At 42.7% G+C, this 23394-nt stretch carries 17 protein-coding genes; all 17 read left to right on the top strand.

Going from position 1 to position 23394, the window contains the following annotated elements:
• Positions 1-331: 331 nt before the first annotated feature.
• Positions 332-2977 carry an AAA family ATPase gene (locus HZA08_03220; protein ID MBI5192438.1) on the top strand — a complete coding sequence of 882 codons (2646 nt, stop codon included), beginning with the start codon at positions 332-334 and terminating at the stop codon, positions 2975-2977.
• The gene (locus tag HZA08_03215) at positions 2950-4101 is read left to right on the top strand and encodes a putative DNA binding domain-containing protein (protein ID MBI5192437.1); all 1152 of its coding nucleotides are present in this window, start codon (positions 2950-2952) and stop codon (positions 4099-4101) included. Before HZA08_03220 ends, HZA08_03215 begins: the two co-directional genes overlap by 28 nt.
• A gap of 31 nt (positions 4102-4132) precedes the next feature.
• Positions 4133-6787 (top strand): BREX-1 system phosphatase PglZ type A, encoded by a 2655-nt coding sequence (pglZ, locus tag HZA08_03210; protein ID MBI5192436.1) that lies wholly within the window; start codon positions 4133-4135, stop codon positions 6785-6787.
• A gap of 15 nt (positions 6788-6802) precedes the next feature.
• Positions 6803-8830, top strand: a complete 2028-nt coding sequence (gene brxL, locus HZA08_03205) for a protease Lon-related BREX system protein BrxL (GenBank protein MBI5192435.1) — start codon at positions 6803-6805, stop codon at positions 8828-8830.
• A 170-nt stretch (positions 8831-9000) separates the two neighbouring features.
• Positions 9001-10389, top strand: a complete 1389-nt coding sequence (locus tag HZA08_03200; GenBank protein ID MBI5192434.1) for a sigma-54-dependent Fis family transcriptional regulator — start codon at positions 9001-9003, stop codon at positions 10387-10389.
• Between the two features lie 350 nt (positions 10390-10739).
• Positions 10740-12827, top strand: coding sequence for a tetratricopeptide repeat protein (locus HZA08_03195; GenBank protein MBI5192433.1), 2088 nt, complete (start codon positions 10740-10742; stop codon positions 12825-12827).
• 113 nt (positions 12828-12940) lie between these two features.
• Positions 12941-13678: a hypothetical protein gene (locus tag HZA08_03190; GenBank protein ID MBI5192432.1), complete on the top strand. Its 738-nt coding sequence runs from the start codon at positions 12941-12943 to the stop codon at positions 13676-13678.
• Positions 13675-15027, top strand: a complete 1353-nt coding sequence (locus HZA08_03185) for a sigma-54-dependent Fis family transcriptional regulator (protein MBI5192431.1) — start codon at positions 13675-13677, stop codon at positions 15025-15027. The genes HZA08_03190 and HZA08_03185 overlap by 4 nt, the downstream gene beginning before the upstream one ends.
• Positions 15028-15253: 226 nt before the next feature.
• Complete coding sequence (flgB, locus tag HZA08_03180; protein ID MBI5192430.1) at positions 15254-15682, top strand: flagellar basal body rod protein FlgB; 429 nt, start codon at positions 15254-15256, stop codon at positions 15680-15682.
• 197 nt (positions 15683-15879) lie between these two features.
• Positions 15880-16290: a flagellar basal body rod protein FlgC gene (gene flgC / locus HZA08_03175; protein MBI5192429.1), complete on the top strand. Its 411-nt coding sequence runs from the start codon at positions 15880-15882 to the stop codon at positions 16288-16290.
• A gap of 239 nt (positions 16291-16529) precedes the next feature.
• Complete coding sequence (fliE, locus tag HZA08_03170; protein ID MBI5192428.1) at positions 16530-16832, top strand: flagellar hook-basal body complex protein FliE; 303 nt, start codon at positions 16530-16532, stop codon at positions 16830-16832.
• A 142-nt stretch (positions 16833-16974) separates the two neighbouring features.
• A complete protein-coding gene (fliF, locus tag HZA08_03165) occupies positions 16975-18606 on the top strand; it encodes a flagellar M-ring protein FliF (protein MBI5192427.1) in 1632 nt (543 codons plus the stop codon).
• Positions 18607-18780: 174 nt separating this feature from the next.
• A complete protein-coding gene (fliG, locus tag HZA08_03160; GenBank protein MBI5192426.1) occupies positions 18781-19788 on the top strand; it encodes a flagellar motor switch protein FliG in 1008 nt (335 codons plus the stop codon).
• The gene (locus HZA08_03155) at positions 19769-20440 is read left to right on the top strand and encodes a hypothetical protein (GenBank protein MBI5192425.1); all 672 of its coding nucleotides are present in this window, start codon (positions 19769-19771) and stop codon (positions 20438-20440) included. Before fliG ends, HZA08_03155 begins: the two co-directional genes overlap by 20 nt.
• A 213-nt stretch (positions 20441-20653) precedes the next feature.
• Entirely contained in the window at positions 20654-21979 is a 1326-nt protein-coding gene (gene fliI / locus HZA08_03150; protein ID MBI5192424.1) for a flagellar protein export ATPase FliI, read from the top strand.
• Positions 21980-22125: 146 nt separating this feature from the next.
• Positions 22126-22563 (top strand): flagellar export protein FliJ, encoded by a 438-nt coding sequence (gene fliJ / locus HZA08_03145; GenBank protein ID MBI5192423.1) that lies wholly within the window; start codon positions 22126-22128, stop codon positions 22561-22563.
• Entirely contained in the window at positions 22557-23108 is a 552-nt protein-coding gene (locus HZA08_03140) for a hypothetical protein (protein MBI5192422.1), read from the top strand. Before fliJ ends, HZA08_03140 begins: the two co-directional genes overlap by 7 nt.
• Positions 23109-23394 lie beyond the last annotated feature (286 nt).

Here is a 23394-nt window from a genome sequence, read left to right as displayed (position 1 = left end):
CTCGGCAGATAGAGCATCTTGAAAAAGATAGAGATGCAGTGTCAGGGAGTGCGGCGAATAAGATACAACGGGAGATAATTGCATTGCGAAGACAGCAGGCCGAGCTCTTGAAGTTTGATGAGCTTCTGCGCCACTATGCAGACAAAAAGATTATGCTTGACCTCGATGATGGAGTTAAGGTCAATTACGCAAAATTTGGCGGCCTTCTGGCAGATGTAAAAAAGATTATCGGGAAAGATAACGATGAACAAAGAGAAGATACAGAATAAATCAGACGAAAGTAATTATATTGGTTTACAAACAAATATTACTATAAATTGTGGAGGATACCATGAGTAATTACAGCATATTTAAGCATGGTTCTGCCTGGGTGCGTGCAGATTTTCATTTGCATACCTGCAAGGACAGTGAGTTTTCTTATCAGGATGATGAAAAGGATTTTGTTAAGTCGTATATTGAAGCCTTAAAAAAAGCAGATATCCGGGTCGGAGCGATAACTAATCACAATAAATTCGATTCAGGAGAATTTAAGGCATTACGCAAAAATGCACTAAAAGAGGATATTTTTCTGTTACCTGGCATTGAATTATCCGTGAAGGATGGGAAAAGCGGTGTGCACACAATAGTTATCTTCAATGATGATTGGATTAGTAATACTGAGAACAAAGATTATATTAACGACTTTCTAAGAGTGACGTTTGCAGGGCGGTCAAATTATGAAAATGAAAATGCAAGATCAAATCATTATTTGCTTGAAACGATAAGAGAATTAGATAAGTTTGGACGGGATTATTTTTTGTTGTTTGCTCATGTTGAAACGGAGAATGGTCTATGGGGAAGCCTTTCGGGCGGGCGTATACAGGAATTAGCGAAAGATGAACAGTTTAAGAAAAAAACTCTTGGTTTTCAAAAAGTGATGACGCACGATGTCCATGATCGTGTATGCAGGATAAAGGTGCAAAACTGGTTGATAAATTGGTATCCTGCAGAAATCGAAGGGTCTGATTGTAAATCTATAGATGAAGTCGGCAGGGGTAAAAAGACCTTTCTTAAATTAGGAGATTATGTTTTCTCAGCAATTAAATATGCTTTAATTGATTTTGAGAATAGAGTAGCACCAGAAGCTGTACAGTATAAACACTCACATATCAAGAGCATTACTTTTGCGGGAGGTGTGCTGGATGGGCATGAAATAGACTTCTCGCCTGAGTTGAATTCCTTAATTGGGATTCGTGGGAGTGGGAAATCATCTATTCTGGAGGCGTTAAGATATGCCTTAGACATCCCTTTTGGAGATAAGGTGGTGGATAGTAATTATAAGAGCAGATTGGTTGAACATACACTCGGCAGTGGTGGGAAGATTGTCTTGCAGGCTATAGACAGACGAGGGCAAGAGTACGAGATCAGACGCATTCTGAATGAACAGCCGGATGTCTATGTTGGCGGAATACTTCAACCAGGTGTATCAATCCGGGAAACTATTCTTTATAAACCAATCTATTTTGGACAAAAAGACCTTTCCAGCTCTGGCGAGGGTTTTGAAAAAGACCTTGTAGAGAAATTGGTTGGAGAAAATCTAACGGCAATTCGTAATCGTATTGAAATGCAACGTCAGAAAGTAGCGGACACCGTGATACGTTTGAAAAAACTCACCAATGTCGAGGAAAGTAAAAAAGAATACGATTCAAAGAAAAGAGATGCCGAGTTTAAATTGAATTTATATAAACAACATGGTGTTGAAGAGAAACTTCAGAAACAGATTGATTTTGATGTGGATAGTCGCAAATGTGTTCAGGTATTGTCCTCAGCTAAGGAATATTTGGACGATCTGGAACAATTGATTGGTCGTCATGAAGATGATTTAGCAAATCATCTTCTTTATAAGTCTAAAAGGAATGAATCTTTTTTTGTTAATTTTTTTGAGATATATAAAAAAATAACTGATTCTTTTGGCCTTTTAAAGAAGGCATTGGATGCCGGCAGGTTAGGTTTCAACGAATTGACTATAAAAGAGAAAGATTTTGATAAAGAGAAAAAGGGGCTTAAGGAAGAGTTTGCAGAGATTGAGCGAAGGCTTTCTGAAGAGCTCACAGAGAGGGGCGCTCAAGCTATACGTCCGGATGAATTCCTGCAATTGAAAAAAACAGTTGATCAGGCAGGGCAAATGCTTAAAGCGCTTGAAAAACAACAATCACAACAAATGGGCATACATGGAGAACTGCTCTTGGAATTAACAAAGTTAAACGATTTATGGCATGACGAGTTTGTTGCTATTCAGAATGAGCTGCAAAAGGTTAATGAAAATCATTCCTCGCTTCAAATATTTGTTGGTTTTAAAGAAGACAAAAAGGCATTTGTTGAGTATATGAAGAATTTATTCAGAGGGAGTAAGATCAGAGAAAACACATTTACCAGTATTACCGCAGGTTTTTCGGACTTTGGAGCGATGTTCAAAGACTTTGAAAAGGCAAAAAATATTTGCGGAAATTCTGCGCATACATTTGAAGAATATTTTAAAGAAAATATGACGCCTCTCTTAACATGGCAAGTACCAAACCGTTTCACAATTAAATACAGAGATAAAGAGTTAAAGCATCATTCACTCGGTCAGAGGGCTTCTGCCTTAATCCTTTTTGTTCTTAGCCAGCGTGAAAATGACCTGATTTTGATTGATCAGCCGGAAGATGATCTTGATAACCAGACTATTTATGAAGATGTCATCAAATTGATAAGAGGACTTAAAAGAAATACACAATTCATATTTGCAACACATAATGCAAATATTCCGGTCTTAGGTGACTCTGAAAGGATTTTTGCGTGCAATTATGCAGATGACCATATGTCAATTTCCTATGGAAATATTGATTGTTCTGAGACACAACAGAAAATAGTAGATATTATGGAAGGTGGTAAAGAAGCGTTTAATAGAAGGAAGGAGATTTATCAAATATGGAAACTTCAGAACTCCTCGAAATAATTTCCCGTGGCGAAGATGGGAAGCACCAATTCAAAGGCAATGTTACCAATGTTATTGCCCTTGCAGAAGAGATGGTTGCTTTCAGTAATTCCGGTGGAGGCTGGCTGTTCATAGGTGTAGGGGATAATGGCGCCAGGTCAGGGCTTACAGTTGAAGACATGCAAAGATTAAATCAATTAGTTTCAAATGCAGCGTCGCAACATGTTCACCCCCCAATTAATCCACAGACGGAAAATGTTATCTTGCCGGATGGGCTGGTTATGGTTGTTAATATCTCTGACGGGATTAGCAAGCCATATTTGGATAATCAAGGGGCGGTTGTGGTTAAGAGTGGGGCAGATAAACGTAAAGTAACATCACGTGCAGAGATTCAGCGCATGTTTCAAAGTGCAGGTTTAATTCATGGAGATGAAATTCCAACTACTGGTATGACTGTTGCTGATGTTGATCTTTCTTATTTTAGTGGTTTTTTTCAGCGTGAATATGGAGAAAAACTGGATGCTCAGGATATCTCTTTGCCAAAGATACTTGAAAATATGAATCTAATAAAAGATGGTGTCTTAAACATAAGCGGGGCTTTACTTTTTGCAAAGAATCCACAAATGAGACTGCCGGTTTTTATCGTTAAAGCGGTATGTTATCCCGGAAACTCTATAGATGAATCTGAATATATAGACAGTCAGGACATTACCGGGAAATTGGCAGATGTTTTTCAAAAAAGTTTAGGGTTTGTTATAGGTAACCTTAAGCATGTGCAAAGAGACAGAAGCATCAATAGTCCTGGAGAACCGGAAATCCCACGGGTAGCTCTTGAAGAGTTAATTGCCAATTCACTTATTCATCGTGATTATTTTGTATCTGCTCCTGTGCGCATTTTTATTTTTCGGGATCGTATAGAAATAATCAGCCCGGGGCATTTGCCTAATAATTTGACAATTGAAAACATTAAAAGTGGTAATTCTAATATCCGTAATCCTATATTGTCTTCTTACGCTACAAAGATCCTCCCTTATCGGGGATTAGGAACAGGGATAAGACGCGCATTAAAGGCATATCCTGAAATTGATTTCGAAGATGATCACAGTGGAAATCAGTTCAAGGTAACGATAAAACGTTTTATTTAGTTGATAAGGATAGGGATATAAGAAAGAAAGTATGGACAAAGAGAAGATACGGAATAGATTGGACGAGCTTTTTACCCGCTACCGCATCGTCTTTTGGAATGATTCCGAGAGAGAGTTCGAGGATATGTTACCCTCTTTGGGACTTGACGGCCCGGATGGCCCAGATGGCAATACCGGCATCAATATCCTGCGTCCTGAAAAGATCGGGCAATTAAAGACCAAGGTGGTTATAGAGCTTGAGAGGCCTGGCGACAAGTTTCTTGTTTATTCTCCAGACGCAATCCCCAGGCCTGAGGATGATTGGCTTCTTGATGTGCGGTTATACAGCTATCAGTTTTTCGCTGATACAGCATCCATGATTGTTGAGGAGCTTGGATTAAGGAACCATTCTTTGCGGGATCACATCGCCAAACGAAAGAAATTCTTTGCCAACAAGCAAAGGATGGCTCAGCTAAAAAAGATTATTGCGCCGGGGGATAGATCGGAAGATATTGACCGGAAGATGTTGGCAGTGCTGGTGAAGGCAGACAGTGACCGCTTCTTTGACATCGTTCACTCTTTATTCACCTCCTTTCCATTTGAAGAGGGGATGGACTCCATACCGGCAAGGTTTGTTGATATACAGAAGATGGAGCTTGAAGATATGTTCTGGGAATTTGCGCGGGAGGCCTTTGGCTATCATGCGGAAAAGCCTAATCCGGGACATTTTCTGACGTGCCTTCTTGTGAGTGATCTTCATAACGATATTGGTCCGGCCCTGCCGGAGAATGTTCGGCAGTTTGTCTTACCCGGAAACTTTTGTCGTGATGCTGCGGTATGCATGAGCGAGTGGCGTGACAGCATAAAGATGGCAGCATCGTATGATTGTCTTTCTGAGATGGTGGCTGAGGCTTTAGGTATTGAGCGATATTTGAAGGAGATTCCGGATGATAAGGTTCTTGAGACGCTTAGAGGAGCGGTTACATTCTTTGTAGTGGAGAAACTATGTGCAGGCAGGGTCAAGGCTTACGTCCGTGAGCATCGGGATACCTTAGACAAAGATTTTCTCATTTCCTTTTGCCGTGAACGTCAGGAGAAGCATTGGGCAAACCGGCGGCTGGGCCATGAAGTTGTACCAAGAGCGGCGTTTTGGTCGGTCTATGAAGCGATGATAGCCGCTACAATTTTTATAGACAGAAAGAACAGCTTTCCCCATGGGTTCTCTTATGCCAATACAAAAGATGTTTTTGAGGCATATACGAGGGATTTGTATGTCTTTGACCGGCAATATCGTCATTTTTCCGAACATGCCGGCATTGCAGACTCCAAAGGCTGGGCAGTGCTCAAAGACCTCAAGGATGAGATGGAAGACTTGTATCAAAACTGGTTTCTTGAGACTTTGGCGATTCTATGGGAAGAGAAGGCCAGGCTCGATAATTGGTATATTGAAGGTGTTACCAATCAGTATGACTTCTTTAGGAAATATCCCGGGAGTAAAGCCGGTGATAAAAGTGCGGCAGTTTTTGTAATCGTCAGTGACGCTATGCGTTATGAGGCAGGTGTTGAGGTCAGCGAAGCCCTTAATGGACGATATCGTTTTAAGGCTAAGATAGAGTCAATGCTTGGATGTGTCCCATCATACACAGCACTCGGTATGGCGGCCCTTCTGCCGCATACTCGTTTACTAATTTCAGACAGGGGTGATGTGTTTGTTGATGGTAAATCATGTGCCGGCATCGAGCAGAGAAGCGAAATATTATCTGCGAAGAAGGGGTTTGCGATAAAGTGCGACGATTTACTTCGTATGAGCCGGGAGGATGCACGGGAACTTGTGCGGGGGAAAAATATTGTTTATGTATATCACAATACGATTGACGCCCTGGGTGATGACGCCATGACTGAGAATAAAACATTTTCTGCAGTTCACCAGGCTATAGGTGAGGTTTGTGACATAGTCTCTTTTGTGATGAATCAGTTGAATGCGAGATTTGTCTTTATTACTGCGGACCACGGGTTTATTTACAGGGATAAATTTCCGGACGAGACGAGTCGCAGCAAAGGCCGCGGAATGGGACAGAAGTCGGGAGCGGACTTTAACGGCGACTTTTTCAAAACAAACAAGCGTTTTATAACCGGAAGAAAGATCTCCGGAAATGAGGATGTGCATCGTGGGAATGTCTCTTGTACAGCCGGTATTTCATCTGAAGGGGATATGCAATTCATTATACCTAAAGGGATAAGCCTATTTTATTTTACAGGGGGGGCGCGGTACTTTCATGGAGGCATGAGCCTGCAGGAGGTAGTGATCCCTGTTATTACGGTCGAGCAGGTACGGGGCGATGAAAAGGAAAAGACGCGGGAAAGGACTGTTGGCGTGCAGGTTCTGGGGCAGGACCATCGTATTACGACAGGAAGGCATAGGTTTGAGATTATTCAAACCGATGCCGTGTCTGAGAGGATCAAGGCAGTCACGTATAAGATCGGGATTTATGCGGGTAATGAGCCGGTAAGCGATATACAGACACTCAAGTTCGACAGCACGTCTCAGGATATGGTTGACCGTAAGAAAGAGGTTGTCCTGACATTAAAGAACATGGCACTCCCGGTTGGAATGCCTTATCGCCTGATATTCCGTAACGCTGGTACTGATATTGAAGATCTGTCAATCCCTGTGCGGATAGACAGGGCTTTTACCAGCGATTTTTAAGGGAAGGAGCATTTGATGAATACGGAATTGGATAATCTGCTTAATAAACATTTTAGCGGTAAGGTTGTCCGCAAGGACTTGACGAAGAAGATTAAGGAAGGCGCGAATGTGCCGGTGTATGTCCTTGAGTATCTTCTGGGGCAGTATTGCGCGTCAACGGACGACTTGATCATTGAAGACGGTATGAAGACCGTCAAGCGTGTGCTTGCCGAGAACTATGTTCGTCCTGATGAGGCGGAGAAGGTCAAATCCATTGTCAGGGAAAAGGGCGGGCTTAAAGTGATTGATAAGGTGACGGTCGCTCTCAATGAAAAAAAAGACATCTATGAGGCGGTTTTTTCTAATTTGGGGATCAAGAATGTCATTGTGCCGAGTGACACGGTAAAGAAATACCAGAAATTACTGGCCGGTGGTATCTGGTCAATTATAAACTTGCGTTACTTTTATGAAGAAGGGCAGAGTGTATCGCCGTTTATACTTGAAGATATCAAGCCGATCCAAATGCCTAATATGGACATGGAGACTCTTTTTGAAGGACGCCGCGCATTTACTGAAGAACAGTGGCTGGATGCCTTGTTGCGTTCGGCCGGAATGGAGCCTACTCTATTTGCCGAGCGTGTTAAATGGCATCTGATAGCCCGAATGATACCTTTTGTTGAAAATAATTACAATGCGTGTGAGCTGGGTCCGCGTAATACCGGTAAAAGCCATTTATATAAGGAAATCAGCCCGAACAGCATTTTAGTCTCTGGCGGACAGACAACGGTGGCCAACCTTTTCTACAATATGAGCCGCCGGCAGATCGGGCTTGTGGGTGTGTGGGACGTTGTAGCGTTTGATGAAGTAGCGGGGATATCGTTTACTGACAAAGATGGCGTCCAGATTATGAAGGATTATATGGCGTCAGGTTCATTTGCCCGCGGGCGTGATCAGATAAACGCCAATGCCTCGATGGTTTTTGTGGGTAATATCAATCAGCCAGTAGATACTCTGATAAAAACGAGCCATCTGCTTTCGCCTTTTCCTGAGAATATGATTGACTCTGCATTCTTTGACCGGTTCCATGCGTATATACCAGGATGGGAAATACCCAAGATGAAGCCGGAGTTCTTTACGAACAACTACGGTCTTATAGTGGATTATCTGGCAGAGTATTTACGGGAGATGAGAAAACATAATTATTCAGATGCGATTGATAAATATTTTCGCCTGGGTCGGGATTTGAATCAGCGCGACGTGATTGCTGTGAGAAAGATGGTATCAGGGTTGTTAAAGCTTCTTTATCCTCATGGTGAATATGATAAGGCTGCAGTTGCAAGGTGTTTGGATTACGCGCTTGAATCAAGACGGCGTGTTAAGGAGCAGCTTAAGAAGATAGGCGGGATGGAGTTTTATGACGTGCATTTTAGTTATGCAGACAAGGTATCCAGTGAGGAAAAGTATATCTCTGTTCCTGAGCAGGGCGGTGGTTTCCTCATTCCTGATGGGCCGATGAATCCGGGAACGGTGCATACTGTTGCGCGAGGCAGTAACGGACACCTGGGTATGTATCGGATTGAGATTCAGATGAGTCCGGGTAATGGTTCCGTTCGTTTTTCAGGTCTTGGATCAAGCTCCGCCTCTAAGGAATGTTTGCGTGTGGCCTTTGATTATTTTAAGGCAAATTCATCAAGGGTCAGCGTTACGCCAAAGGCCGGGGATCACGACTTTCATATTCATGTCGTTGAATTGCATAATTCCGGGCCGGCAGAAGCGCTGACCTTGACAGCAGTTATTGCACTTGCCTCGGCGTTGACACGAAAATCAGTTCAATCGCAAATAGTCGTTTTAGGCAGTATGAGTTTAGGCGGGAATATTATACCTGTGGAAAATCTGGCAGAGGCCATGCGGGTGGCCCTTGACGCAGGCGCCAGGAGAATACTTATCCCATCCAGCAGTGTCGGAGATTTTCAGACGGTTCCAGGGGAGCTATTGTCAAAGTTTCAGAACAGCTTCTATGCCGATCCTATTGATGCGGTGTTTAAGGCTATGGGGGTTGAGTGAGCCTATAAATGGAAAGGTAAGAACAAGGTATGAGCATAGAGCGGGTAAGACGATTGTTCAGATAGTGCGAAAACATTTGCATGGAGTTCAAGACGGATGCTGCACATAGAATTGCAGAGTGCAACAAGTTATTTGTTGACATAGACTGCAAAATTTTGTAGCATTTGCACATGAAACCCTCCCATATCCTTGTAGTTGATGATGACCGCGATATCCGTGAGACAATGGCGACCCTTCTTACCATGAACGGCTATCTTGTTACTACAGCCGGCGATGGCCCCGCTGCAATCGAAGAGGTAAGAAAAGATAAATTTCATCTTATGATTACAGATCTTAATCTGCCTCTAATGAATGGTATTGAGCTTATAAAGGAGGTCAGGGGGATCTGCCCTGATTTACAATGCATAATTATTACCGGTTATGCAACAGTGGCAACGGCTGTGGATGCAATGAAGGCAGGTGCATTTGATTATTTACTTAAACCGTTCAATAAGACAGAGGTATTGCTCTTAATAAAGCGTGCACTGGATTTTCTGAACCTTAAGACTGAGAATGACCGGCTCAAAAGGAGCCTTGAGGGTAAGTACAGTTTTGAAAAACTCATAGGTGTAAGTGAAGGAATAAAGAATGTATGTTCCCTTATCGAAAAGGTGGCAGATACTGACAGTACAATCCTGATTTTAGGTGAGAGCGGCACAGGTAAGGAGCTGGTTGCAAGGACTATCCACTTTAACAGCCAGAGACGCAATAAACCCCTCATACCTATAAACTGCGGGGCCATTCCTGAGAACCTCCTTGAGAGTGAGTTGTTCGGCCATGAGAAGGGCGCTTTTACAGGTGCAATAGCTATGCGTGTCGGGAGGTTTGAACTTGCCGACGGTGGAACGATATTCCTTGATGAGATTGGTGAGATGAGTCCCACCCTCCAGGTCAAACTTCTCAGGATACTTCAGCAAAAAGAGTTTGAACGTGTCGGCGGGACAAAGACCATAAAGGTAGATGTAAGGATAATAGCTGCTACAAATATTGACCTTGAAAAGGCTGTTGAAGAAAATAAGTTCAGGGAGGACCTGTTTTACAGACTTAATGTAATACCTATTCTAATACCGCCGCTAAGAGATCGTACGGATGATATTCCCATATTACTTCAACATTTTCTTGAGCAGTTCAATAAGTCAAAGAAAAGGAAGCTGGAAGGGTTTTCAAGAGAGGCAATGGGATTACTTATCTCTTACAGATGGCCCGGTAATATAAGGGAGCTTGAGAACCTTATCGAGAGATTGGTTATCTTAAAAGGTGAAGGCATTATAATGATTGAAGACCTTCCTGATAAGATCAGGTTTTCAGGGGAAAAACACGGCATCTCATCTATGACAATACCTGACAGCGGTATAAACCTTAATGATGTAGTAGAGGAGTTTGAAAATAAACTGATCCTGCAGGCGCTTCAAAAGGCACAGGGTGTAAAAAATAAAGCTGCTGAATTGCTGTCATTAAACAGGACGACCCTTGTTGAAAAACTAAAGAAGAAGAAACTGGATATGCCCGTCAATAATTAATCTTCAGCAATTCTATGTGAAGTATCAGGTAAATGCCCTTACAGCGGGGTTAGAAAACCCCGCCTATCGCCGCGATAGGCGGGACATTCTTGTCCCGCATTTGTAAGAGAGGTATGTTTCAGCGAGAATGGCTGAGGTTTGTTTTGTTTTTTTGACTTCCTATCCGTCAATAGATTGACAATTCCTATATTTCTAAATTTAACTCCACATTAAATTTCCTTAACAAATCAATAAGTTACATTTATTATTTTCGTGGCATACGAATTGCTTTATCTCTAACTTGGCTTATGAAAATGCATAGTGAGTGCAATCCCCGCAGATTACTGCGGGGTTAACGAACGAATATAAATATGACTACCTTACATTTCGAAGATTCCCTGCGGTTTTTTGCAGGGAGCTTCAAAAAATTCTCCTTTGCAATAATAATCTTACTGTTTGTACTTATGAACTATTCCCTTCTCCTTGCCTCGCCGTTCAACTCAGTTTCGGTTGAATATTTTGATGACAATGCTGTTCCTTTGTGGGCAGAATCTGTGCAGGGAAAAGGGAGTGAAGAGTTTTTACAGGCTGTACGGTTTTGTAAGGATAGAAAGTATGAAGATGCGTTCAGGATCTTTACAGACATAACAGAAAAATATCCGAATACTAACTCGGACAGGATAGCAGTTCTTTATATCGGCAGTATTTTTTTTCGAAGCGCTAAGTTAAAAGAAAAGAAGGATATGAATATTTTGATGAAAACCCACAAGTCGTTCAAGGAGGGACTTACCTTAGCAATGGCTGTTGCACCACAAGAAGTTCCTCCAATATTGATAGAGGTCGGCAAAGTCTATATTGAGATGGAAAAGTTTGAAGAGGCTATGGCTATTTTTCAGCGGCTTTTGAATGACTACCCTGCATCACGTTACGGATCAGAGGCACTGTATCTGATTGCTTTAACTTATGAGAAAACGGGGAGATATAAAGAGGCTATACAAGGATACAGGACAGTGATACAGGAGTACCCGGAGAATAAGGAGAGAGAAGGTTTTTTTGGGATCGCAGGGGTGTTTGTTGAAATGAATGAGTACGGGGAGGCAAAAAAGATATATGATGAAGGTTTAAGGAAATGGCCTTCATACATTAAGGGAAGACCTCAAGTCCTTTATAATTATAGCGAGGTTCAATTTCAAAACGGCCTGCTTTCAGAGGCGAGAGAGGGTTTCCTCAATTATTTTAACCTTTATCCTAAGACAACAAAATCATGTACTGCATTAAAAAGGGTGGCTGATACCTATCTCCTTGAACATAAAGCTATTGTAGCTGAAAAGATTTACAGAGAGGCAATGGCAATAGCACCCACAACTGAAGAAAAGACCAAGATTAAACTCGCTATTGGAGATCTGAAGTTTATGTTCGGAACAGACCATCGTTTGCTGGATGAGGCGGTTGAGTATTACAAGGATGTTGAATCAGCATCCGGTAATAATCCAACGGCTGTTAAGGCAAGATATAAGATTGCAAAGGTGCTCGAGTCACAGGGGAAAGTGAATGAGGCCATCAACATTTACAGTGCTCTGCTCAGTAAATCGCCTGACGCTAATATGTCAAAGGAGCTGTCATCCGCATTATCTGTTCTTACAGAAAGACTCGGTAAACAGGTTAGGGAAAAGATGAAAAAAGGGGATTATGCAGGTGCTGTATTGGGTTATCAGAAATATCTTAAACAAACAGTAGGCAGTATTACTGATGATGACCTGTTGATGGATATTGCTTATGCAAACAGCCGGGTCTATTTAACAGGTGAGGCTGTTTCTCTATATCAGAAAGTGGTTGATCGAAATGGTGATAAAAGAGAAAAAGCATTATACAGGGTGGGGGAATTGTATTTTAACACTGGTGAGTATGGTAAGGCTGTGGAGGCACTTGGGAGATATATAACAGATTTCCCGCAGGGTGAGTATTTTAATAGTGCAACCTTTATGACAGGAGAGAGCCTATATAATCTCAAAGAGTATGATAAAGCAGCGAATTATTTTTATGCTGTTTTACGCGGTGCCCCGTATCAGTATCCCACTGCTTATGTAAAGCTCTCAGACATACTTTTAAAATCAGGAAAGCTTGAAGAAGGTGCTGTTATTCTTAATGATTTGTTAACGCATTCAGGAAAGGGTAAGGATGTTGAATATAAACAGACTGCAAACATCTCCCTTGGTAATGCGTATTTTGGACTTGAAAAATATCAGGAGGCGCTTGATGCCTATCGTTCGGCATCTAATTATAAAGCCGGTAAAGAAGACTCGGATACAGTCCAGTTTATGATAGGTGACTGCCTGATGAGATTGAATAAGAAAGAGGATGCAAAGAGGATATTCTCAAGGCTCGCAGATGGTTCTACAGGGCTTATAAAACAGGTCTCAGAGGAGAGGATGAAGGATTTAGCGTTGGTAGTCAGGTAAGAGGCAAGAGGCAAGAAGTAAGAGGCAAGAAGTAAGAGGTAAGAAGTAAGACGGTAAGAAGTAAGACGGTAAGAAGTAAGACGGTTTAACGGACACTATTTACGGGAGTATAAATGAAGGATGATACGCTAATGAATATACGGCCCACAATAGATCAGGAGAGAGAGGGGCGTCTTGAATCTTTAGGATGGATTGTAACAAAGATTGTGCATGAGGTTAGAAACCCTCTGGGTAGTATTGAACTGATAACATCTTTACTCCGTAAGGAATTAAACGATGATGCAGACAAAAAGAGGCTTATTGACCATGTGATATGCAGTGTCAAGAATATTGACACAATCCTTTCAAACCTCCTCCACTTTACCCGCACACCTAAACCAAACTTAAAGATGAATAATGCTGAAATTATGCTTCAGAAATGCCTTGAAGTTGTGTCATATAACATATTGAAAAATAATATAAAAGTAATACAGAAGATAGACCCTGATATATGGATAAATTGTGATGAAATACTTATAAGGCAGGTGTTCGTCAATATGTTTGTGAATTCCCTGCAGGCTATGAAGGCCGGTGGTGTTTTGACTATTGAAACAATAAAAAGATTCCCTGATATGGATGTTGATATCCATATTACAGACACAGGATGCGGAATCCCTGCTGAATTATCAGAAAGGATTTTTGACCCCTTTTTTACTACAAGTGAGAAAGGCACGGGTCTTGGTTTAACTATAGTTCACAATATTCTGAAGGTGCATGGAGGGAATATCAAGGTGCAGAGCAAGGAAGGCGAGGGGACTAAGTTTACAATCAAGTTTCCTGCAGTTAAACAATCAGCAGAGGATGAATTATGAATCAATTAATCCTTCTTGTAGATGATGACCGGGAGATGAGATACGCCATGAGCGAAACACTCAAACGGTGCGGATACATTGTTGAAACAGCATCAGAGGGTAACGAGGCGATTGAAAAATTCTCATCAGGAAAGTTTTGCATGGTAATTACTGACATCAGGATGACCAACAGCAGTGAAGGTATACATGTATTAAAAGAGATTAAGAGACAGTCGCAGGATACGCCGGTTGTTATTATTACTGCTTACGGGACTATTGATAATGCTGTGGAGGCCATGAAACTGGGGGCCTTTGATTATCTTATAAAACCGTTTTCTATAGAGGCCCTTGAAGAGGTTGTGAAAAGGGGAATAGCCTCAATGCCGGAAAACAAAAATACTTCTGCAGAAAAGAAAATTCAACATGAGATTGTTACACAGGACCCAAAGATGCAGAGGCTGTTAAAGATTGCAGAAGGGATTGCCCTCAGCGATGTAACTGTACTCATAGAAGGGGAAAGCGGCACAGGCAAGGAGATGTTCGCAAAGTTTATTCATAACAGAAGCCGGAGGATTTCCGGCTCATTTACAGCAATAAATTGTGCGGCTATTCCTGACGGCCTGCTTGAGAGTGAGTTGTTCGGATATGAAAAGGGTTCTTTTACCGGCGCAATTAACAAACGAAACGGGAAATTTATTCAGGCCCATAATGGGACATTACTGCTTGATGAAATCAGCGAGATGAGCCTGCCCTTACAGGCCAAGCTGTTACGTGTTCTTCAGGAACGCCAGGTTGATACTATAGGCGGAAGGGAACCTGTAGACATCAATATCAGGGTTATTGCCACTACAAACAAGTCATTGAAAAAAGAGGTTGAAGAAGGAAGATTCAGGGAGGACCTATATTACAGGCTGAATGTTTTTCCGGTAACCCTTCCCCCTTTGAGAGATAGGAGCGGGGATATACCATATCTGGCTGAATTCTTTTTGACAAAGCACCGTAATATCGGTGTCAAGGGAAACCGGTTGTCTTTATTGAAGGTATCCGGGGATGCAATGTCAATATTGCAGAAGCATGAATGGAGGGGAAACATAAGGGAACTCGAAAACACCATGGAAAGGGCCATCCTACTGACGGACGGTGATACCATTATGCCTGAACACATAATGATAGATGGGAAAACAGAAGAAAAGGAGAAAGAATCCGTAATCAGCGCAGGTCTTTCTGTACATGCAATGGAGAGGTCATTGATAATGAAAACCCTTGAAGATGTAAAGGGCAACAGGACAATGGCAGCAAAACTGCTCGGCATCGGGGTCCGTACCCTAAGGAATAAATTGAAGGAGTACAGGGAAGAGGGTGTTATATGAGGCAGATTTTGCCTGCCCCTCAAAAACAAGGCGGCCAATATGACCGTATATAAAATGCTAAGGAAAACAAAGGCAATGTATAACTCATTGAAAATTATGGTAAATATAACTATTTGGAATATGGTATGTCAATTGCAAACAGGTAATAAGTAGGTAATTAGGTAGATAGGCTGAAGGTAGAAGGTAGAAGTATTCCCTCCACTTCAAGGGGAGGGTTAGGGTGGGGATGGGGTTCTTACATATGAACATTAATTTATTTGACAAGACAGTATCTTTTCTTTCAAAGGCCCTTGATGTGATGAATGTCAGGCATGAGGTCATTGCATCAAATATTGCAAATCAGGATACACCTAATTACAGCGCAAAGAGTGTGAACTTTGCCAAAGAACTTGAGACAGTAATGAATACACAAAAGGCAAACAATATTTCCGTAACAAATCCGGCCCACATAAATCTCAATAGTGCCGGATCAGGAAATGTGCAGGGCCTTGTTGAGATAAAAAATACCAGCGGCGCTGATTATGACAATAATAATGTAAATGTCGAGATGGAGATGGCAAGGATGGCTGAGAACACCATTACCTACAATGCATCTGCCCAGATATTAACAGGAAAATTTAAGGGCCTCTTATCTGCGATAAGGGAAGGAAGGTAAAAATAGTGAACAGTGAATAGTGAAATGAAAACCCCACCCTCACCCGGACCCTCTCCCTGAGGGAGAGGGTGCAATGTTTATCCCCTCCCTTGACGGGAGGGGGTTAGGGGGAGGGTGCTTAGTTTATTCCCTCCCCTTCAAGGTGAGGGTTAGGGTGGGGATGGGGTTTATTTTCGGATGAACAGGAGGAGCATCAAATGGACATAGAAAAGATTCTTAACATAAGCGCTTCAGGGCTTGAGGCACAGCGGGTGAGGATGAATATTATTGCAGGTAACCTTGCAAATGCTCATTCAACACATTCTCCTGAGGGGGGGCCTTACAGGAGGAAAGACGTGGTGTTTTCAGAGGTGCTTGATTCAATGAGCGGAAATGGTTCTGGGAAGGTAAATGTTAGCGAAGTGATTGAGGACCAGAGGCCGTTTCAACTTGTTTACGACCCTCAGCACCCGGATGCAAATGCAGAGGGCTATGTCCAGTTGCCTAATGTAAATCTTCTTGAGGAAATGGTAAACATGATCTCAGCTTCAAGGGCTTATGAGGCAAATGTAACAACAATAAGTTCAGCGAAGAGCATGGCGCAGAAGGCGATGGAGATAGGGAGATGAGCAAGAGGCAAGAAGTAAGAAGTTAGAAGTTAGATGCAAGAGGCAAGAAGCACCCCTCACCCTTGCCCTCTCCCCTCAGGGGAGAGGGCGCTAAGTTTATTCCCTCCCCTTCAAGGGGAGGGTAAGGGTGGGGATGGGGTTTATAGAAAATCAGCGGGACAAGAATGTCCCGCCTATCCTCATAGAAATGGATAGGCGGGGTTTTCTTACCCCGCCGGAGAGGATTTTCGGGGGAATTCATGGATAACATCGGTATAAAAGGCATCGGTAAAGTAATTCAGGATGTTTCAACTAAGGGTGTTGATAAGGCATCAGGGGCAAAGGAGTCTTTTGCGGATGTGCTGAAGGGTTCGATTGAGAAGGTCAATGGGCTTCAGAACGAGGCGGATCAGGCAACACAGGATTTTCTGGTCGGTAAAGATACAAATATCCATCAGGTTATGATAGCAATGGAAAAGGCAAACCTGTCATTTCAGATGATGATGCAGGTAAGAAACAAGATTGTTAATGCTTATGAAGAAATGATGAGAATGCAGTTATAAATGAAAACAGTGAATAGTGAATAGTAAATATTCCCCCTCCCTTGACGGGAGGGGGGCAGGTGGAGGGTGAGCTATGGAGATTTTCCTATAAACAGTGGTCAGTGATTGGTTAATGAGTTAGGGGGATTTTGATTTAATAATTATGGCTATATCATCGGACATACAAAATAAATTAGCAGGAATCTCCATCGGCCAAAAATTAATGGCCATTGGAGGTATAGCAGCAGCCATAGCTGTAGTTACTGTTATAGTCCTATGGGCTAACCGTCCTGTGTTTCATGTACTTTTCTCAAATCTGTCTGCTGAAGATGCAGGGGCAATCACTCAGAAGTTACAGGAGTTGAAGATCCCTTATGAAGTTGGAGACGGCGGTTCTGTAATGGTTTCCGGTGATAAGGTACATGAGCTAAGGATGACACTTGCCGGTCAGGGATTGCCTGCCGGCGGAGGTGTGGGGTTTGAGATATTCGATAAGACAACAATAGGAATGACTGACTTTATCCAGAAGCTGAATTACAGAAGGGCCCTTCAGGGGGAACTTTCCCGTACTATCGGTCAGCTTTCAGAGGTTGAAAATGCAAGGGTTCATCTTGCTGTCCCTGAAAAGACACTGTTTGCAGATAAAAAAGAGCACACAAGTGCCTCTATAGTCCTTAAACTCCGCGGCAGCAGGACCCTTTCACAGAGTCAGGTGCAGGGCATAGTTCACCTTGTGTCAAGCAGTGTAGAAGGTTTGTCTCCCCAGAATGTCACAATTATAGATACTCATGGAAATGTATTATCCCGTCCATCAGATGACAGTTATAATGCCCAGCTTACAAACTATCAGAATGACTACCAGAAGGGTTTTGAAAAATCGCTTGAAGATAGGGTGCAGAGTATGCTGGAGCATGCTGTCGGTTCCGGCAAGGTGGTGGTAAGGATATCAAGTACACTGGATTTTAAACAGGTAGAGACAACTGAAGAAAAGTATGACCCGGAGAAGACGGCTGTGAGGAGCGAGCAGAGGTCTCAGGAGAACGCCTCCGGTTCCTCAGGCAGTGCATCAGGTGTACCCGGGGTTATATCAAATATGCCGGGGGCAAAGGCTGAGAATCCCCAGGCCGCAGGCGGCAAGGGTGGGAATAATTCTTCTTCAAACCATACGCAGGAGACCATAAATTATGAGATTAACAAGACTGTGAACCATATACTTGAGCCTGTCGGGACATTGAAGCGTCTTTCTGCTGCTGTGTTGATTGACGGCAATTACGAGGCTGTAAAGGGGACAGACGGTAAAGAGACAAGGAAATATATCCCTCGTACAGATGAAGAACTAAAAAAATATACAGAGATTGTGAAAAAGGCTGTAGGTTACAGTGAAGAACGGGGAGACCAGGTTGAGGTATCCGGAATTTCTTTTGATTCTAATGTTTCCATAAATGAACCTGAACCGGAACAGGGTACATTCAGCAAGTTATTCCAGTTGAATGGGCTGCTGCCCATTATTAAATATTTTGTTGCGGGTATTACAGTCCTCTTGATCTTCCTCTTAGTAATAAAACCAATGATGAATACGGTACTTACACCTTCTGTAGCAGTTCGGGAAGTCCCGGCTATTGCCGGAACCGGCGGCCACTTTCCAAAGGTAAGTGAGCTTGAGGCAGCAGGGAATTATAATATAGGGCAGGGACAGGTTGAAGATACAAGGTTCAGGGAAGAGGCTATAAAACTTGCAAAAGAAAATCCAACACAGACAGCTAAGCTGATAAAGACGTGGATAAGTGAAAAATAAGGCAAGGTAATTAGGTAGGAAGGCTGAAGGTTGGAAGGCTGAAGCAAGAGGAATTCTTCAATATTCCCTCCCCCTTGAGGGGGGAGGGGTAGGGTGGGGGTGAGCATTGGAAGGTATTAGGTAAATAGGCTGAAGGTTGAAGAAAGACGCACTAAATAAAGGAGTGTTCCGGTAATGGCTGAGGAAAAGGCGAGCGGGTTTGAGAAGGCGGCGATTCTGTTGTTGTCTCTGGGTGAGGATGTAGCATCAGAGGTTATGAAGAGTTTAGAGCCTAAAGAGATCAGGATGATAGGTAATTATTTTTCTAAGAATAACAAACCGGAACCTACCAGTGTGAAGGCCATAATGAAGGAATTCTGTGAGGTTGCAAAGTCACCGGACGGGCTTTTAGTTGCAGGGGAGGATTATCTCAGAAATGTGCTCACAAAGGCCATGGGACAGGATACGGCGGATAAGATTATTGAAAATTTTGCAATATCAAGTGAGGGCAAAGGGCTTGAGTCATTAAAATGGATAGATGCACGCAGTATAGCAAATCTTATTAAAGGTGAACATCCGCAGACAATCGCCCTGATATTGGTACATCTTGATTCTGACCATGCAGGACAAGTCGTGACCTCGCTTCCTCAGGCAATCAGGCCGGATGTAATATTGAGGATGGCAACAATAGAGAGTGTATCGCCGTCGGTAATTAAGGAGATAGAAGAGGTGCTTACCAAACAACTGCAGATGGGCGGCAGTGTGGTAAGTAAGAAGATAGGCGGCCCGGAGGCGGTTGCAGCAATACTGAATAACATGGACAGGACAAGTGAAAGTGCAATTATGAGCAGTATGGAACAGAACTATCCTGACCTTGTTGAAAAGATAAGACAGATGATGTTTGTGTTTGAGGACCTTAATAAAGTTGATGACAGGGGTATTCAGGAGATATTAAAAGAGGTTGGCAAGGAAGAACTTATGCTGTCATTGAAAGGGGCAGGTGAGGAGTTGAAGGCAAGGTTCCTGAAGAACATGTCCTCAAGGGCAGCTCAAAGCATAAAGGAAGATATGGAGGCAAGGGGGCCTGTTAAATTAAGTGATGTTGAAAAGGCACAGCAGGCGATCTTAAAGATTACAAAACGGCTTGAAGAGGAAGGCAAGATTGTACTTGGAGGTAAGGGGAGTGAAGAAGTCCTCATCTGAGAACGGCAGGATTCTAAAAAGTCATCATAGTATGCATGATGTTAAACCATTCCTCTTACGGTCGGTTGATAATTCTGCCGGAGGCGGTCAGGCGGCCCAGGAGTATGTAGATGAGGATGAAATTGAAAGGCTACGACAGGTAGAAGATGCATTTGAAAAGGGGTTTAAGGAGGGGTTGGACGCAGGCAGGCTTCAGATGCTCAAGGAGTTAAGCAATGAGTTAAACCTTGTAAGGTCATTGATTGATGGTGTTCAGAAACTGAGTGCCGGTATTTATGGGATGATAGAGGCTGACATTGTAGAGCTATCCATTGCTATGGCAAAAAAGATAGTGTATGAGGCAGCAGAGAAGGAGCGGGATGTGGTAGTTAATACAGTGCGGGAGGCAATCAAAAAGACGTCCGACCGTGAAACACTCAAAATAAAAATAAGCCCTGTTGATTACGATATTCTGAGCAAGAACAAGTCTGAGTTTTTACACTTAGTTGATGGTGTAAAAAATATATTGTTTGATGTTGATGAGAAGATACATCCCGGAGGATGCATGGTTGAGACAAATCACGGGGATGTTGATGCGAGGATAGATTCACAGTTTACTATTATTGAAGAAGAGGTCAGAAGGGCCGGAAACGTGAATACCCAAATTGAGTAATTTTAAACCACAGAGAACACAGAGGATATAATAAAAAAACAAATTAAATATAAGCTTTCCCCTGTGTACTCAAGTATTAAATATGTTTAATAAAATAATATATCTAATTCAGGTAATTTCACTTTATGAGTACACAGAGAAAATAAATTATTCCTTTAATGGTAATCTTTTTCTCGGTGTGCTCTGTGGTTTACCTTCTTTTTCAGGGGATGTATGTTAGACATAGAGAAGTATCACAGGGCAATCTCAGATATAGATCCAATAAAGATATACGGTAAGGTTACTCAGATATTGGGTCTCATAATTGAAGGACATGGGCCGGGCTCATCAATCGGTGAGCTTTGCGATATTTATACAAAGTGGGGCAATGAATCCGTGGAGGCTGAGGTAGTAGGTTTTAAAGGTGAACGCATACAGCTTATGCCTCTTGGAGAGACAAGAGGTTTTTCACCGGGCAGTAAGATAGTTGCAAAGAGGCACAAGGCTCTTATCAAAGTCGGTAATAGTCTTTTAGGAAGGATATTGGACGGCTTTGGAAATCCTATTGATAATAAAGGGGATGTTGTTGAGAAGCTTTCTTACCCTATCTATTCTGACCCGCTGAACCCTATGGACAGGAGAAGGATTGAAAAACCGCTTGACCTTGGGATAAAGGCTATAAATGGGGTTCTGACATGCGGACAGGGGCAGAGGCTCGGGATTTTTGCCGGAAGCGGTGTTGGAAAGAGTGTCCTGCTTGGAATGATTGCGCGTAACACTAATGCAGATGTAAATGTTATTGCACTTATAGGAGAGAGGGGCAGGGAGGTTAAGGAATTTATAGAAAAAGACCTGAAGACAGAAGGCCTTGCCAGGTCGGTTGTTATAGTTGCTACCTCTGACCAGCCGCCGCTTGTGAGGATGCGGGGTGCATACATTGCCACAGCCATTGCAGAGTATTTCAGGGACTGCGGTAAAAAGGTTATTCTTATGATGGACTCTGTAACAAGGTTTGCTGCGTCACATAGGGAGGTCGGGCTTGCTGTCGGTGAGCCTCCGACTACTAAGGGATATACACCATCTGTATTCTCTGCCCTGCCTAAGTTATTGGAGAGGGCAGGCACATGTTACGGCGAAGGCAGTATAACAGGGCTTTATACTGTGCTTGTTGAAGAGGATGATATGAATGACCCTATTGCAGATGCTGTGAGGTCTATATTGGACGGCCACATCGTCCTTTCAAGGGAGATCGCTTCACAGAATCACTTCCCTGCCATTGATATACTGCACAGCATAAGCAGGACAATGATAGACGTTGCCGCCACAGACCACATAAATCACTCGAGACGTTTGAGGGAGGTACTTGCGATATATAAGAAGGCAGAGGACCTGATCAATATAGGTGCCTATAAAAAAGGGAATAATGCGAGGATAGACTATGCCATTCAGATGATAGACCGGATCAATTCCTTTCTCTGCCAGGGGATAAATGAAAAGGTGGATTTTGAGAATAGTGTAAAGGGGTTGGGTGATATTTTTGAGGAGAAGGGGAAGCAGTAAGCAGAAGTTAGAAGCAAGATGTAAGAAGTAAGAAGACAGAGGCAAGAAGCAAGATGTAAGAAGTAAGATTGCTTAGGGACATTCTCTCCCAAGCCATTTCCCCCTCCCGTCAAGGGGGAGGTGAGAAGCGGAAGGGAGTTTATTAGATGAAATTCAGATATGAATCCCTGCTTCAATATAGGGTATTTGTAGAGGAGTCTAAGATGAGTGAGCTGGCAGAGGCAACAGAAAAATTAGATATTGAGGAAAAAAGGTTGTTTACCCTTGAAGAAATAAGAAGACAGGCTTATGAGGAGCTGAAACAAAAACAGGAGAGAAATCTTGCACCCCATGAGCTTGTTCTTTATCAGATGTACCTACAGCAGATAAAAATAGAAATAGAATCTCAACAAAAGAGAGTTATGGAGACACAAGTATTATACGACGAGAAAAAAGAGTCATTGATTATTGCAACACAGGAAAAAAAGATAATTGAGAAGGTAAAATCAAAGGATAAGGCAATAATGCGGGATGCTGAGAAGAGGGCAGAAAAAAAGGTACTTGATGAGACGGGCAATATCCGTTATGTGAGGGAGAATTGTTAAACAGGAAAGAGTTTATTATATACCTTACAATCTTCTTGACTGTTTTAGCTGGTGTTTTTTTATTCCTGCCTGCGTCTGCCAAACAGGAGAATAAGGATACTGTTAAGAATGTCTCTAGTGAAGAGAATAAAGATATCTCAGGTATTATGAAGGCGCTTGAAGACAGGGAAAGAGAATTGGTTAAGAGAGAAGATGCCTTAAAAAGGGAGGAAGACAGGATAAATATATTGAAGAATACAGTTGATTTGTCAATTAAGCAGTATTCCACAATGCGTGAGCGGATTCAGAAAGAGTTAGCATCGAATAATGGTAATGGCACTAATGGTGCCGGTAATGGAAAATCTTCGCAAGGGATTGGGAACATAGTAAAGATATATGAGGCAATGACACCATCCGATGCCGCCCGCAGGATAGAGAAATTAGACAGTGGAATGGCAGTTGAGCTTCTGTCGAAGATAAAAAGCAAACATGCAGGGAAGATAATGGAGGCAATGTCCGCAGAAAAGTCAGTCCTACTGACGGAAAAGATTGCAGCCTTGAAATAATGAGGTTATTTTCGGATGAACCCACATGAACCAGGGTTCACAAAGGGCCATGAAAATCAGCGGGACAAGAAAGTCCCGCCTATCCTCGTAGAAAGGGATAGGCGGGGTTTTCCAACCCCGCCGGAGGTGATTTTCGGATGAACCGTCATGAGCCTTCGGCTCACAAAGGTACATGAAAATGAGGCTCAGGATGAAACAACCCCACCCTCACCCGGACCCTCTCCCTGAGGGAGAGGGTGCTTAGTTTTTATCCCCTCCCCTTCAAGGGGAGGGTTAGGGTGGGGAT

The organism is Nitrospirota bacterium (genome assembly GCA_016212215.1).
Taxonomy (GTDB): Bacteria; Nitrospirota; 9FT-COMBO-42-15; order HDB-SIOI813; family HDB-SIOI813; genus JACRGV01.
This window is presented reverse-complemented; position numbering and strand designations above follow the sequence as displayed.

Coding starts and splice junctions, on each gene's coding strand:
- HZA08_03220 (MBI5192438.1), top strand. CDS start 332: ATGAGTAATTACAGCATATTTAAGCATGGTTCTGCCTGGGTGCGTGCA.
- HZA08_03215 (MBI5192437.1), top strand. CDS start 2,950: ATGGAAACTTCAGAACTCCTCGAAATAATTTCCCGTGGCGAAGATGGG.
- pglZ (MBI5192436.1), top strand. CDS start 4,133: ATGGACAAAGAGAAGATACGGAATAGATTGGACGAGCTTTTTACCCGC.
- brxL (MBI5192435.1), top strand. CDS start 6,803: ATGAATACGGAATTGGATAATCTGCTTAATAAACATTTTAGCGGTAAG.
- HZA08_03200 (MBI5192434.1), top strand. CDS start 9,001: ATGAAACCCTCCCATATCCTTGTAGTTGATGATGACCGCGATATCCGT.
- HZA08_03195 (MBI5192433.1), top strand. CDS start 10,740: ATGACTACCTTACATTTCGAAGATTCCCTGCGGTTTTTTGCAGGGAGC.
- HZA08_03190 (MBI5192432.1), top strand. CDS start 12,941: ATGAAGGATGATACGCTAATGAATATACGGCCCACAATAGATCAGGAG.
- HZA08_03185 (MBI5192431.1), top strand. CDS start 13,675: ATGAATCAATTAATCCTTCTTGTAGATGATGACCGGGAGATGAGATAC.
- flgB (MBI5192430.1), top strand. CDS start 15,254: ATGGGGTTCTTACATATGAACATTAATTTATTTGACAAGACAGTATCT.
- flgC (MBI5192429.1), top strand. CDS start 15,880: ATGGACATAGAAAAGATTCTTAACATAAGCGCTTCAGGGCTTGAGGCA.
- fliE (MBI5192428.1), top strand. CDS start 16,530: ATGGATAACATCGGTATAAAAGGCATCGGTAAAGTAATTCAGGATGTT.
- fliF (MBI5192427.1), top strand. CDS start 16,975: ATGGCTATATCATCGGACATACAAAATAAATTAGCAGGAATCTCCATC.
- fliG (MBI5192426.1), top strand. CDS start 18,781: ATGGCTGAGGAAAAGGCGAGCGGGTTTGAGAAGGCGGCGATTCTGTTG.
- fliI (MBI5192424.1), top strand. CDS start 20,654: ATGTTAGACATAGAGAAGTATCACAGGGCAATCTCAGATATAGATCCA.
- fliJ (MBI5192423.1), top strand. CDS start 22,126: ATGAAATTCAGATATGAATCCCTGCTTCAATATAGGGTATTTGTAGAG.